Genomic DNA, 13,683 nt, shown 5'->3' on the forward strand with positions numbered 1-13,683 from the left:
GGCTCAGCCTCGTCGGCGACGTGCGCTCAGCTCGGGGCCGAGCCAGTCATGCATGCCCTTGCCGTACGATCGAGCCCGAAAACGACGGTAGTTGAAATACCCGCCGAACGCGCTGGCCATCTCCTCGAGAGACTCGCACTGCTGCGGCCGCACGATCTGGAAGCCCCACGTGCCGAGCTGTAGGAGGGGGTGAGCTTGAAAGTGTGCAGAGAGTCGCTCCAGGATCCGGTAGATCTGTCTGTCGGTGCCGATCTCGTCGGCTGACAGCCGCAGGTGCCCGGCGACCCGTTCGGGGATGAACGACAGCCACCTGGACCAGAACTCATATGGGCGTCGACCGCGCGAAAGGTGCGGAGCGTAGATCATGTGATCCATGTGTTCGTGGAAGGGTAGGAAGAGCTGCAGCGCCTGCTCGTAGATCTCGCCCGCGCCCCTTGGATCCTCGAGCAGGCGCGGTGCGAGGTGGGCCGCGACCAATGAAGTGTTGAGGCCCGAGGAGCTGGGAAACCACACCTGGATGTAGGCTGCGCCGGCTGACAGCCAGTTGGCGCCAAAACCTCGGTTGGCGAGGCAGTACTCATGGGTGAGCTCCTGCGCTGGCGCGGTGTCTGGGTAGATGCTGCGAAGATCGATGCCGCGTCGAGCCCACGCGGCCACGAGCCGGTCGAGCAGCTGGTCTGCGGCGAGTCCCGCGAGGCCCGGTTGGTCGAGGTCGGCGCTGAGGCCGAGCGAGAGGGTTCGCCCGATCGGGATCGTCCAGGCGATGCCCCGGAGGCCGTCGCTGTCGTCGTCGAGGCGCAGGAGGTTGGTACCGCACTGCCACCAGTCCAGGCCGCTCGGCTGGGCTGCGGCGCGCATGTGTGTCCACAGCACTCGCTGCGGCCTTGACAGCGAGCGTCGCCCGACCCCTGCGGCGCGGCCCACGAGGCTTCGTGGACCGGTCGCGTCGAACAGGTAGCGCGGCGCGAGGGTCTCGCCGCTCGACAGCGTTACGCCCGTGACCTGGTCGGTCGTGTGGTCATGCGCGATCTGGACGCGCAGGTCTTCGATGAATTCGCAGCGGGGATTCGCGCGTACACGGTGATAGAGATCCCGATCGAAGCTGAGCCGATCTGCATGCAGCACGGACCGCGTATGGGCGATACCCTCACGCCGGGTGGTGTCGTCATTCATCTCGCGTGGGAACCGAAATCTGCCTTCGCGGGACGGTCTCGATAGATAGACCATCGAGGCGTTCTTGCCGTGCATCAGGCTAATGTGACACTTCTGATAAAAATGCTTGCGCAGGTCGCTGTCGAGGAAACACAGGAAATCCGAGCTTGTAATCTCGTTGAGGGATTCACCGAGTCGGGGCCGGTCGTCGGGTTCGCCGCCGCCGATCAAGAGATGGTCGATGCCGCTGCGGCTGAGCGTGTAGCTGATCAGCAGCCCGGTCACAGACGAGCCAATGACAACGGGCTTGGACGATGTTGAAGGATCCATCGATCTTCGAGTATCGAGAACTCGATGTCGGTCCGCAACCGTAGATGTAGGGGCGACGTCGCCGCGCTGCGCTGCGTCAAGTGCGCTGTTGCTGCCATTGCAGCGCTTTCGCCCTCGTTGCTATGGTCGGGCGCCGTGGCCAAATTGTTCCTCGACCTGCCCCCTGTCCCCTTGCCCGGCCCGCGGCCGCTGCTGGGCGCGCGCGCCAACCACCTGCGCTTCTTCGCCAACCCGGCGCTCACGATGTTGCGCCTGCACGCCAAGCATGGCGAGATCGCGGCGCTCAGCCGCGATGATCCGAGCATGGTCTGCGCATTCGGACACCGCTACAACCGCCAGCTTCTGCCCACGACTGGCCTGTTTCCCAACTTTGCCGAGAACCCGCTTCGGATCCCGCACGGCAGCGCCGCGGCGATACTCGGCAGCAGCTTGATCGCACAAAATGGCGAAATCCACCGACGAAACCGCCGCCTGATGATGCCGGCGTTCGCCAAGGCTCGGCTCGCCGGCTACGGACGCGAGATCGTCGACATCGCCGCGCGTACCCTCGAAGGTTGGCCGCGCGAGGGGGTCATCGACGTCAAAGCACGCTCGATCGAGCTGACCCTCCGTGTGTCGATGAAGTGCCTGTTTGGCCTCGACCTTGGCGCGCAGGCCCGCGAGCTCGGCGAGCTCTCGCTCGCGTATCTGTCGCTGATGACCTCGCCCGGCGCGATGTTGTTTCCCTTCGCGCTGCCCGGCACGCCCTACACCCGCTTTTTGCGGGTCTGCGAGCGCCTCGTCGAGCGCATCGACGAGGTGCTCGAACGCCGCCGCGCGCTTGGCCTCGACGACGACATGCTCTCGGCCTTGATCGCCAGCAGCGACGAGGACGGCGGGTTCTCGCCCAACGAGCTGGTCGGCCAGGCTGCGATGTTGATGACCGCTGGCCACGAGACCACGGCCATGACCGTGAGCTGGACCTTGCTGCTGCTCGCTGCCCACCCCCAGATCCAGCTCGCGCTCGGCGAGGACATCGCGGCACAGTGCGGGGACCGGCCGCCAGCGCTCGACGACCTCGCTCGCCTCGAGCTGCTCGATCGTGTCGTCCGGGAGTCCATGCGTCTGCTGCCGGCGACGCCGATGCTGTTTCTTCGTCGCAGCACCGTCGCGTTCGAGCTTGGCGGCCATGCGCTGCCCCCGGGATCCACGATCGTGCTCAGCCCGCTGGTGACGCACCGCGACCCCGACCTCTATCCCAGCCCGCGGCGCTTCGATCCCGATCGCTGGTCTGGGCTCGAGCCCGGCCCCTACGAGTACTTGCCCTTCGGGGCCGGGCCGCGGCGTTGCCTCGGCGCTGGGTTTGCGACAAACGCGATCCGCTTGGTGCTCGCGTCGATCCTCCAACGCGTCCGCGTTGCGATTCCGGCTGGTGCTCGGGTCGACTGCGGGGTCAGCGGGATCATCATGAGCCCCAGAGGCGGGCTGCGACTGCGCGTGATGTCGCCCGACGCGACGCTCAGGCCACCGCGAAGCGTGGGGGGGAGCGTACGCGAGCTGGTCGCGCTGGCCTGACTGCTGGCGGCGGCGAAGCTGCGCGCGGACTCAGATCGCGTCGACGACGCTCTCGCTGGCCGCCTGCGCCTGGCCCTCGCGCCGGGCCGCCGGGACCTTCATGAACTCGGCGAGGGGCCTGTAGTGGTGGGGATCGGGCCACTCACTGCGGAAGTCCTCGATCACGTGGTGGACCGCGACCGCGCGTCCATGTGAGCAGCGCCGGACGATCGGATGGATGCCGGTGCTGAGGTGCGCGTTTTTAACGTCGAGCTTGTGCGGACGATCGATCTTGAACACCTCGGGCAGCGTGTCGATCCGGTCCTGACCAAACTCCAGGGTGATCATCCAGTAGCGCGGGGTGGCGGCGAAGCGCTGGTGGGCGTAGCCGATCGGCATGTTCTTGTAGTGGCTGACGGTCCCGTCTTTTTCGGGCACGAGCACGCTGCACAGGAACCCGGACTGCTGCCACAGCGCGGAGCTTTGGTTGATCTCGGCGAGGATCGCCTTGGCCAGGGTCGGGCCCGACTGGGCCACGTAGGCGCGGGGGTAGGGGACGCCGTGGTAGCGCTCCTCGAGCAGCCGGGCGAGGCACTCGACGTTGTAGCGGAAGCCGTGGATGAAGCCCGACTGCTTCTTGCGGTAGTCGAGGCGGTGGGACAGCACGCCCGCGAAGTAGAGGCCGTCGATGTTGGTCGACTGCCAGTCAAAGTCCATGTCGGGGAATTTGTCGCCGCAGGCCAGGGTCGGCTGGCAGCCCTCGCCGAACAGCGATCGGTCGAAGCGAAAACCCGTGCAGGTGATCACGCGATCGTAGCGAACCTCTTCGACCTCGCCGTTTGCGTGCTCATAGTCGAACTCGGCCACGAGCCCCGCGTCGGTCTTGGTGATCTTGTTGACCTTGGCGTCGACCAGGGCGTTTTGAGACTTGAGCTGGTAGGTGTCGAGGAGGTTGTTGTTGACGGCGCGGAGGTCACCGACGTAGTGGCTGCGCCAGGCGAAGTCGATCGACTCGGGGCTCGCAACGTGGATCAGCGCGGTCGTGGGGATCAGCGCGTCGGCGGTCTCGAACGCAGAATTACCCTTGCCGATGATCAACACGCGCTGACCACAAAAGTCCATCGGATCGACCGACATCTTCGAGTAGTCCTCGCTGTGCTCGATCCCCGGGATGTCGGGGATGAAGGGCTTCGACAGCCCGGTCGCAACCACGAGGTTGTGGGCCCGCTCGACTCCGCCCTCGCTGTCGGTGACCACGAACACACCGTCGACCTTGTCGATCTCGACGACCCTGGTGTTGAAGCGGATCGCGAGCTGGTAGTGGGCCGCGAAGTCTTCGAGGTAGCGGACGAAGTCGTCGGCGTGGGGGAAGTAGTCCTTGCTGTAGTTGCGGAACGCGAACCGCTCGTCGTCGCACAGCAGGCAGTTCCAGTCCCAGCGGCGGTTGAGCTCCGGGTCGTCAGAGCCCGTGTAGACCTTGTTGATCGAGATCAGCTTGCGGTGGCGTGGCTGCGCGCGAAAGAAGCTACCGGCTCCGTCGCTGCCCTCGAGGATCAGGTAGTCACGGCCTGCTTTTTGGAGGCAGTAGCCAAGTTGGAGCCCGGCGGGGCCCGCTCCGATGATCAAATGGTCGCGTACTTCATCCATGGCTCCAGCTCTCCCAGGCCTCGTCGCGCTTGATCGAATGGCCACACAAATTGGTGTGTGTTTGAACCGACCTGTCGACGAGTTGCAGTCAGACTGTAAGAGTGGGGGGCTGGATGGTCAACATTTTTGTCAGAGTCGCGTGCCCCACGGGGTGCGCTCCGGCCGCTATAGTCTCGGAGACAGCAGTGCTGAGGCCGAATTCGGGGCCCGTCGGGCAGTGGGCTGGCGTCTGAGCCTCCCGGGCTCCGAGTTTCAGTCACAGTGGAATGCTCAGATTTGTGAACACCGACCTACAATGACGGTAGTTCACGCAGTGGCCTAAAGGGCAAAGCGTGGACCATGGACCAGGACGATCGCCGGTCAGTCGTCCGCGACCGGCAGCCACACCCGCATGCAGGTGCGTCCGGTCGCGCTGTCGAGCTCGATCGTGCCGCCGTGGGTCTCGACGATGCGGCGCACGAGCGCGAGCCCGAGGCCGGTCCCACCCTGCTCGCGGTTGGTGGTGAAGAAGCGATCGAAGATCTGGGTCCGGTTGGCGGCCGAGACCCCCGGGCCGTTGTCGATGACCTCGAAGCCCGTGCCCTCGGGCCCGGGCGCGAGCCCGACGACCTCGACCTCGACCTCGGGCCCGGCGTGGGCGTAGGCGTTGTCGATCAGGTTGTCGAGCACCGTCGCTAGCTGGGTGGCGCTGCCCTCGACGGCGGCGCTCGGCTGGGGCGAGGTCACGCGGACCTCGGGCCAGCGCTCGGGCAGGGCCGCGAGCAAGTCGGCGAGCACGACCTTGCCGCCGCCGTGGGGCTGCTCGGCCCGGGCGAGGGCCAGGAGCCCGTCGACGAGGCGCTCGAGCCGCTCGAGCTCGTCGAGGGCGTTGTCGAGGAAGCGCTTGCGCTGCGCGGGCGCCATGTCCTCGTCGTCGCGGAGCAGCTCGGCGGTCCCGCGCAAGGTCGCGATCGGGGTGCGGAACTCGTGGGCGACGTTGCCGGCGAACTCGTTGATGTACTCGACCCGCGATTGGAGCTGCTCGGCCATCGCCGCCGTGGCCGTGGCCAGGGCGCGGACCTCGTCGACGTGGGAGCCGGCGCTGCGCAGGAGCTTGGCGCCCTCGCTGCCGCTGCCGTGGGTGATGCGGCGAGCCGCGTCGGCGAGGCTCTCGAGCGAGCGCGTGGCCAGGCGTCCGGCGAACACCGCCAGGGCGATGGTCGTGAGCAGGGCGAAGAGCAGGCCCCAGATCAGCCGCGGAGACATGTGATAGAGGGCCTGGAGCTCCTCGCGGGGGGTGCGGGACAGCAGCACGGCGCCGATGATCTCGGGCTCGCCGGGTTCGGCGGCCGCGGACCCGGGGGAAGACCCGGGGGAAGACCCAGGGGAAGAGTAGATTGGTTTGGCGATGAACAGCCGCACGCGCGCGCGTCGGCTCGGGCTCGACAGCGGCTGGCGCTCGGTCGAGCGCTCGCGATCGCGGGTCGCCACGCCAGTCCGACCGCGCAGGGCCGCGACGACGACCTCGTCGTGGGACATGTCGAACTCGTCGAGCTGATCGCCCGCGCTCGAGGCCACGACCTGGGCGTCGGTGTTGACGATGCGCACGCTTGCGAGGGTCCGGGCGCCGATGTCGATCAACAGGGGATCGAAGCGCTGGCCGAGCTCGCTGAGCTCGGCGGACTCGGCGGACTCGGCCGGGGCGGCGGCGAGCATCTCGGCCGCGAGCACCGTCAGCACGTCGGCCTGGTGCTCGAGATCGACGCGGGTCTGACGACGCAGATCCATCGCCAACGCCCCGGTCCCGACCAAGGCCAGCAGCGGGAGGAGCAGGACCAGCAGGTGGGAGCCCAGCAACCAGGTCCGCAGCGACAGCTCCGGGAGCAGGTTGTGCTTGGGCCGGTCGGGGGTCATGACTGGCGCAGTCGATAGCCGACGCCGTGCACGGTCTCGATCGGGTCGACGCCGTGGCCGCGGAATTTGCCCCGGATCCGGCGGACGTGGGAGTCGAGGGTCCGGCCGGAGACGTGGCGCGTGTCGGGGTAGGCCAGCTCGCTGAGCTCGTCGCGGGAGTAGACCCGGCCGGGTCGGGCCATCAGGACCTCGAGCAGGCGGAACTCGGTCGCCGTGAGCGCGACCTCTTGCTCGGCCCACCAGCTGCGGTGGGTGTCGGGGCTCAGGCGCAGCTGGCCGACGACCAGCTGCGACTCGTCGATCGCAAGCCCAGGGCCGTCGCGCTTGGCCTCGCGGCCGGCCTCGCCGCGCCCGCGGGTCAGGCGACGGAGGATGACCTTGACCCGGGTCACGAGCTCGCGGGTCGAGAAGGGCTTGGTCACGTAGTCGTCGCCGCCGAGCTCGAGGCCCAGGATCCGATCGATCTCGTCGCTGCGAGCCGAGAGGAACAGGACCGGGGTCTCGTCGTCGCGGGTCCGGAGGCGGCGGACGAGCTCGAAGCCGTCGACCTCGGGCATCGAGACGTCGACGACGAGCAGCTCGAAGCTGCGCTCGCCGAGCAAGGTCAGCGCGTCGCCGCCGTGGCGGGCCTCGTGGACCTCGTAGCCCTCGCGCCGCAGGGCGTAGCCGACGACCTCGCGGAGCTTGGGGTCATCGTCGACGACCAGGATCGAGGGCTTGGAGGTGGAGGCGGGACTGGCCATCGCGTGCCTGGCGACGTCGCGGGTGCTCGGGCGCAGGAGGCGGCTCACGACGGCACCCCTGCCAGCTCGATCGAGGATAGCTCCGCGAGCGCAGCCACGCGAGCCTCGAGCTCGGCGAGGCGCTCGCGGACCGGCTCGGACTCCCCTGCGAGCGCGAACAGGCCCAGCTGGACCCGGAGCGAGAGCAGGCCCGAGAGCACCGCCTCGAGCTCGTGGTTGGCGTGGTCGCGAGCCCGGCGCAGCCCGGTGATCGCGGCCTCGAGCTGAGCGTCGGCGCCGAGCTGGCGCTGGGCCTGGGTCTCGGCCAGCAAGCGATCGACCCGGGCGATGCGATGATCGGCGCGGTGGAGCGAGCGGGCGAGCTTGGCCAACTGGGCGGCGTCGACCAGCTCCGCGCCGCCGTCGAGATCCTCGCCCAGACCCTGGCGGAGCGCGGCCATGCATCCGTCGATGCGCGCGCGCTTGGGTCCGCTCGGGCTCGGGCTCGTGAACCGCAGCTCGCTGGGCGGCGGCGGCCGGCCGATCAGACCGATCAACAGCGGCCAGCAGACCAGGGCGCTGGTCGCCGCGCCGAGCCCGTGGCCCCGACGTCCGAGGTGCCAGGCCATGGCCGCGCCGACGCCGACGTAGCCGAGCGCGAGCGCGGCCCACAGCGAGGGCAGGCGCGCGCGGGTGAGCTCGGCCAGCAGCGTCGGCTCACCGAGCAGATCGAGCGCCAGCGCGAGGGCGATCATCGCGGGGCCTCCTCGCTCGCCGCGGGGCCGCGTCGGCGCCCGAGCAGGCCGGCGCCCTCGGCCTCCCACCCGTGGTAGCGCCCGCGGGCCGAGCTGCCCGTGCTCGCGAGGCTCGAGAACACGTTGGCTTCGACCTCGCGCAGGAGCGTGACCTCGGCCTGGGGCCGGACCACGAAGGGCCGCAGCAGCCAGCCCGATTGGGCCAGCAACACGCCGAGCACCGCGACCGAGGCGAAGTTGGCCAGCGCGCGGTGGCGGCCGCCGCTCGGGAGGCTCTTGATCAGCGTCCACAGCCCCGGCCAGCCGACCAGGCACAGGCACGCGGCCGTGGCCAGGACCGCGCGGTGGTAGTCGGGGTGGAGCGACAGGTACAGCCACAGGACCGGCCCGCAGGCGGCCGCGAGCACGGCCGTGCGTCCGATCGAGACCAGCGCGGCGAGGGCCAGGCGCGACCACGAGACCGAGACCTCGCAGGCGTCGTGGAACGCTCGGATCGCGGGCAGGCCGACGAGCACGGGCAGCAACAGCAGCAAGGGGGTCTTGAGCGCCGCGTAGAAGTACTGGAGCTCGCCGCGGTACGAGCCGATCACGAGCCCGAAGATCGCCGCGCCCGCAGCCGTGATCGCGAGCAGGCGCGGGGCCAGGAGCGCGAGGCGGTCGCGGACCTGGTCGTCGTCGTGGGCCTCGTCGTCGCTCGCGAGCAGCAGCTCGGGCTCACGCAGGAGCGTGCCAACGACGGCCAGAGTCCCCGCAGTTGGGTTGGCGCTCATGCTCCGAACCCCCGCCCGAAGCCGAGCACCCAGGCGCCGACGTCCACGCCCACGCGCAGCGCGATGATCCAGCTCAGCGTCAACCATGCGAGCACGAGCAGGGTGAAGATCGGGGCGACGGCGCCCGCGGCCTCGCGCTCGGACCGAGTCAGCTCGACGCAAGCGGTCGCGCTGGTGAACACGCCGACACCCGTGAGCGAGGCCAGGAGCGTCGGGATCGCCAGATCGGTGGTCGCCGAGAAGAACAGGACCACGATCGAGAGCCCGGCGGCCACGCGGCCCCCGTGGATCAGCGCGCGCCCGAGCCCGGCGGCGAGGTCCTCGGGCTCGGCGGCGAGGCGCAAGAACTGGTGGGTGGCGATCAGCGCGGGCGCGGTCAGGGCCAGGGCGGCGAGATCGATCAGGAGCACGCTGGGAGCCAGGCGCAGCGCGGCCGGTCCGGTCGGGGTCCCGAGCGCGGCCGCGCCTCCGAGGGCGAAGAGGCCGAGCAGCGCGAGCGAGAGGTCGCGGGCTCGCAGGGGGCTTTGGTGGCTCGAAGGGGAGGGCGGCGCGCTCGGGCCGGGGCCCGGCGGTGCGTCGAGGGTCAGCGTGGTCGTGCCGTGCATCGTTGGCTCAGGCCTAGCAAGCGCTCGTGCAGCGGCCTGCGCCACCGTGCACCGCTCGCACGGCGATTTTGTGCAGTTTGTGCGCAGGTGGACGTCTGCGCCCGGACTTGGCAAGGTGGTCACGGACCATGACCAACCTGATCTCCGACAGCACCAGGCGCTTGCTCGACGACATGGACCCGAAGGTGCGCGCGGAGATCGAGCGCGGTGTGGCCGAGAATTCGGTCCGCGCCCCTGGCTTCGAGCTGACCCTCGAAGAGGAGATCAACCTGGCCAAAGCGGTCAAGGCCGTCGCCGCGGTCGATGGGCTCAGCCGCGAGGAGATGACCGGGCTCAAGTTCTTGATGATCATGTCGGCGCTGCCCTACGACATCCAGCAGCACGTGGTCGAGTTCGAGCTCGATCGGGTCACGCTCGAGGACGCGAGCGGGCTGTTCCCGCCCGGCAGTCAAAAGGCCTGCTACCTGCTCTCGGGCGCGACCACGGTCGCGGCGATGGACGGGCTGTCCGCACAAGAAGAGGCCTCGGCGCGCGAGCTAGGCGCGCAGCTCGAGCTCGCCGACAAGCTGGTCAACGTGCTGATCGCCGAGGCCCGGGCGACGGGCATGGCGATGCGCAAGGGCGACCACGAGCTCGTCGATGAGCTCAAGCGGCTGCGCGCGGCGCTGTTCGGATATGTCTAGGATCCGCTGACGGCTGCGGGGGTCTAAAACAGCCCCCGTGGCAGAGTCGCTGACGCCCAGGGGGGGTCTAAAACCACCTTCATGCTGGCCTCAGACACTGGTCCAGCTGGCCTGTCGAGGGGGGGCAACAGCGGCGTGACGCACGAATGTTGAGGACGTGACCGGTCGCGAGCATCAGACCCGCGAGGACGCCCAGGGCCGTGCCGGCGAGGTGTATCGACCCAGGGGGCTCGGCCGATGCGACGTGATGATGCTCGTCATGGTGGTGCTCACCATCGTGATGTGGCTCGACGCCTTCGATGCCTCGTGAAGCGAGCAACCCCACGATGGCGAGGACCATCAAGAGCGCGATCCCGCGCGAGCGATGGCGTCGCCAACCAAAGTGAAGCGCGCCAATCGCGAACGCGACCGCCACGAGCGTGAAGGTCCACTCGGCTCCGTGTCCGGTCAAGAAGCCCAGACCGAGGACGCCGAAGGCCGCGGGGAGCACGGCGCAGACCACACAGTGAGCTGCGCACACGCTGCTGGCCACGGTGCCTGCGCGATCCAACCCCTCGTCACCACAGACACGCCTCCACGCCGTCGTGCTCATCGTGCTGTACTTGTACATGCAAAGCGCATGCATCTACAAGGTTGCTGCGCTCGAATTCGCTACGTGGATGAGCCCTCGCTGCCGATCCCGGCGCTGAATTCCACGGCGAAGCGCAGCTGCACCCCCCAGCCCGGCTCATCGGCGAAGTAGCGCAGCAGGCTCGTGTACTCGCGGTAGCGTTGGTTGAGGAGGTTGGTCCCGCGCAGGCTCAGGCGCATCAGGACCTCGTCGGTAGGGAACTCGACCCCGGCCCCGGCCTCGAGGATGACGTAGGCTGGCGGCGGCTCGGCGAAGTCGGCCTCGACGTCGTAGCGACGCTGACGATCGACGAAGGTCCCACCGATCTCGAGGTAGCCCCGCGACGAGACCTTGGTGTCGGGCCACAGCCAGCGCCCGTGCAGACCGTAGCGATCGGCGGGCACGTAGGTCAGGTAGGTCTCGCCCGGCGAGAGATCCCAGGCCCGAACCCACGCCGCGTCGCCCGAGAGCTCGAGCGGGAGCCGGGGTGCGCGAAGGTCGAAGCGCAGCTCTCCGCCGACGAAGAGCGCGTCGACGGGGCGAAACACGAACACGGGGAAGGGCCCGCGGGTCGTGCAGCTCAAGGGCGCGCACTGGCCCTCCTGGGGCTCGGGCGTGAAGTAGATGTAGTCGTCGATGTAGTTGGTGTAGGCGGCGAGCTCGAGCTCGAGCCAGTCGCCGCCATAGCCGATCCCCGTCGCCGCGCCCCAGGTCCGCTCGACACCCAGGTGCGAGTCTCCGAGGCCGAGGATCGGGAACGAGGGGGCGGCGCCGTTCATGTAGCTCTCGTCGATCGCCGGGATCCGAGCCGAGGAGTTGAGGTCGAGGCGCAGGTTGAGCTCGGGGACCTTGCGCGAGGGGTGGGCGATGAGGCCAGCGCTGGCCGAGGGCGTGTGAAACTGCTGCTGGCACTCGGCCCCGCCGTCGGCGTCTCGCGTGCACGCGGACTCGTCGAGGCGCCCGCCCGCCCGCTGGCCGAGGAAGTCACGCTCGGACAGCAACCCCGTGCGACCGAGGCCCTCGTAGCGGGCGCCGAACTCGAACTCGATCTGCTCGCCGACGAAGCGCTCGACCGCGAACGCGCCCCCGGACCACTGGCGGTAGTCGGGGATCAGCGTGTTGGCCGAGTCGAAGGCGTTGACCTGGTAGTTGACCTCGCCGCCGAGGGTCCCGACGAGCGCCCAGCCCCAGCCGAGGTCGACGGCGACGTGCTCGTAGTGAAGCTCACCCCGGTGGGTGCCGAGGCGCAGCTCGATCTGCGGGCCCGTGATGTTGCTGCGGACCGATTCGAACTCGGAGCGATCGTTGAACTGGTAGGCGTAGATCAGGTGCAGCTCGCCGGCCTCGCCGAGCCCGACGCGGGCGTGGGCGTGGGCGAGGTGATGCCAAACTTCCTGGCGCGGGCGCTCGATCGCAAACTCCGTCGAGTAGAGGTCGACCTCGGGCGGGACCGAGCGCGCGATCCCGATCTGGAATTCCTCGTTGGTCGACACCCGCAGGCAGCTGCAGATCCCCGCTTGGGTACGCAGCAGGCGGTAGCCCGCGATGATGTCGACGTGCTCGGACAGGTAGCCGACGCGCCCGCCAGCGTTCCAGGTCAGCGCGCCGGTGTTGTCGAGGGGGTAGTCGGGGGTCACGACCGCGCGGTGGCGGGCGATGTTGCCCTCGACGCGCCAGCTCAGCCCCGGCGCGCGCGCGGGCGCGTGGTCGATGCGAAACGCCCCGCCGCCCCCGAGCGCGTTGCTCATGCCGAGGAGGCTGACCTCACCGGCGACGCCGGGGGAGCGCAGCATCGGGCGCGGATCGACGAGGACCACGCCGCCGATCGCGTCGGGCCCAAAGCGGGTCGTGGCCGCGCCCTTGACCACGGTGATCCGCCCGGCCGCGTTGGGGTCGATCTCCGGCGCGTGGTCGAGGCCCCACTTTTGCCCTTCGTGGCGGATGCCGTCGAAGATGATCAGGTTGCGACGCCCGACCTGACCGCGGATCACCGGCTTGGCCATGCCGCCCGCGGTCCCGCGCAGGGTCGTGACCCCGGACATGGTCGAGATCGCGTCTGCCAGGCCCTGCCCGCGGGTCTTGGCCAGATCGGCGCCGGCGAGCGCCTCGCTCGAGCCCACGGTCGACTGGCCCTCGTCGTGGATGAGGATGACGTGCTCGCTGTGATGGTCGTGCAGCGCCGGGAGCCCGACGACGGACAGGGTCTCGGGCATGTCGAGCTCGACGGTCTCGCTGCTGCTGGCGTGGTCCGACTTGGACACGGACACGCGCATGGGCCCGGGGCACAGGCGCCGGACCAGCAGCGTGCCCGCGTCGTTGGTCTGGTAGCGGCGCGGCGCCTGGTCGCTCGGTTGAATCTCGACCGTGGCCCCGGGCACCGGCTCGCCCGTGTCCTCGTCGACGACGTCCACGCGCCAGCGGAGCGTGCAGTCATCCTCGGTGGTAGCGACGCTCGGGGGCGCCTCGGGGGGCGCCGCCAAGATCGCAAGCAACGCGAGCGACCCGATCATGATGTGCCGTCAGCTCGCTCAGTCGGAGCAGCTGTCGCAGACGCCGCGTAGCTGGACGTCGTAGGCCCCGTCGGCGGCCGAGCGCGGGAGGCCCCGCGTTCGGGGCATGCGAACCTCGACCTCTGGTAGACAGCTGACCGAGCCACAGTCCGTGCAAAAAAAGTGCGGGTGCTGGTGCTCGGTCCTCGAGTTCGAGCGGGCGCGGTCCTCGAAGCGCCAGCGTCGATCGCCATGGTCGCTGCGCACGATCAAGCCGGCGTCCGTGATCGCAATCAGGTTGCGGTAGATGGTCGCGGCGTCCCAGCCGTTGCCGTCGAGCTGACGGGTGAGCTCGGCGTGGGTCAGTGGGGCCGAGGCGCGACGAACCGCGCCGAGAACGGCGAGACGGGCGGGGGTGGCGCGCAACCCTGCCTCGTGCAGTTCCTCGACGAACTCTCGACGCTGGGACTTGCTGATTCGCGCGGCCACGCCCC

At 69.2% G+C, this 13,683-nt stretch carries 12 protein-coding genes; 2 read left to right on the forward strand and 10 right to left on the reverse strand.

Translation table 11 applies throughout. From position 1 onward, the window contains the following. Window positions 1–3: 3 nt before the first annotated feature. Window positions 4–1,482 carry an NAD(P)/FAD-dependent oxidoreductase gene (locus ENSA5_RS28650; protein WP_146156215.1) on the reverse strand — a complete coding sequence of 493 codons (1,479 nt, stop codon included), beginning with the start codon at window positions 1,480–1,482 and terminating at the stop codon, window positions 4–6. Window positions 1,483–1,506: 24 nt separating this feature from the next. Here ENSA5_RS28650 and ENSA5_RS28655 point away from each other — a divergent pair, with 24 nt between their 5' ends. Beyond that, window positions 1,507–3,036: a cytochrome P450 gene (locus tag ENSA5_RS28655; RefSeq protein WP_106394893.1), complete on the forward strand. Its 1,530-nt coding sequence runs from the start codon at window positions 1,507–1,509 to the stop codon at window positions 3,034–3,036. Window positions 3,037–3,066: 30 nt separating this feature from the next. Here the strand turns inward: ENSA5_RS28655 and ENSA5_RS28660 are convergent, their stop codons facing one another. From ENSA5_RS28660 to ENSA5_RS28685, 6 genes are all read right to left on the reverse strand, one after another. Further along, entirely contained in the window at window positions 3,067–4,662 is a 1,596-nt protein-coding gene (locus ENSA5_RS28660; protein WP_106394894.1) for an NAD(P)-binding domain-containing protein, read from the reverse strand. A gap of 360 nt (window positions 4,663–5,022) precedes the next feature. Then, window positions 5,023–6,555 carry a sensor histidine kinase gene (locus ENSA5_RS28665; protein WP_106394895.1) on the reverse strand — a complete coding sequence of 511 codons (1,533 nt, stop codon included), beginning with the start codon at window positions 6,553–6,555 and terminating at the stop codon, window positions 5,023–5,025. Next, the gene (locus tag ENSA5_RS28670; protein ID WP_106394914.1) at window positions 6,552–7,298 is read right to left on the reverse strand and encodes a response regulator transcription factor; all 747 of its coding nucleotides are present in this window, start codon (window positions 7,296–7,298) and stop codon (window positions 6,552–6,554) included. The genes ENSA5_RS28665 and ENSA5_RS28670 overlap by 4 nt, the downstream gene beginning before the upstream one ends. 44 nt (window positions 7,299–7,342) lie before the next feature. Next, the gene (locus ENSA5_RS28675; protein WP_106394896.1) at window positions 7,343–8,032 is read right to left on the reverse strand and encodes a hypothetical protein; all 690 of its coding nucleotides are present in this window, start codon (window positions 8,030–8,032) and stop codon (window positions 7,343–7,345) included. After that, window positions 8,029–8,802: a hypothetical protein gene (locus ENSA5_RS28680; RefSeq protein WP_106394897.1), complete on the reverse strand. Its 774-nt coding sequence runs from the start codon at window positions 8,800–8,802 to the stop codon at window positions 8,029–8,031. The genes ENSA5_RS28675 and ENSA5_RS28680 overlap by 4 nt, the downstream gene beginning before the upstream one ends. Further along, window positions 8,799–9,407 carry a hypothetical protein gene (locus ENSA5_RS28685; protein ID WP_106394898.1) on the reverse strand — a complete coding sequence of 203 codons (609 nt, stop codon included), beginning with the start codon at window positions 9,405–9,407 and terminating at the stop codon, window positions 8,799–8,801. Before ENSA5_RS28685 ends, ENSA5_RS28680 begins: the two co-directional genes overlap by 4 nt. Before the next feature lie 128 nt (window positions 9,408–9,535). Here ENSA5_RS28685 and ENSA5_RS28690 point away from each other — a divergent pair, with 128 nt between their 5' ends. Then, a complete protein-coding gene (locus ENSA5_RS28690; RefSeq protein WP_106394899.1) occupies window positions 9,536–10,090 on the forward strand; it encodes a hypothetical protein in 555 nt (184 codons plus the stop codon). A 79-nt stretch (window positions 10,091–10,169) separates the two neighbouring features. On the opposite strand, the gene ENSA5_RS39855 is transcribed toward ENSA5_RS28690, so the two are convergent. The 3 genes from ENSA5_RS39855 to ENSA5_RS28705 are packed head-to-tail and all read right to left on the reverse strand — an operon-like array spanning window position 10,170 to window position 13,678. Then, window positions 10,170–10,715 carry a MerC domain-containing protein gene (locus ENSA5_RS39855; protein ID WP_106394900.1) on the reverse strand — a complete coding sequence of 182 codons (546 nt, stop codon included), beginning with the start codon at window positions 10,713–10,715 and terminating at the stop codon, window positions 10,170–10,172. A gap of 26 nt (window positions 10,716–10,741) precedes the next feature. Further along, on the reverse strand, window positions 10,742–13,210 hold the full coding sequence (locus tag ENSA5_RS28700) for a TonB-dependent receptor (RefSeq protein WP_106394901.1): 2,469 nt from the start codon (window positions 13,208–13,210) through the stop codon (window positions 10,742–10,744). Between the two features lie 18 nt (window positions 13,211–13,228). Continuing rightward, a complete protein-coding gene (locus ENSA5_RS28705) occupies window positions 13,229–13,678 on the reverse strand; it encodes a Fur family transcriptional regulator (RefSeq protein ID WP_106394902.1) in 450 nt (149 codons plus the stop codon). Window positions 13,679–13,683: the final 5 nt, after the last annotated feature.

This window comes from Enhygromyxa salina (assembly GCF_002994615.1).
Taxonomy (GTDB): Bacteria; Myxococcota_A; Polyangia; order Nannocystales; family Nannocystaceae; genus Plesiocystis; species Plesiocystis salina_A.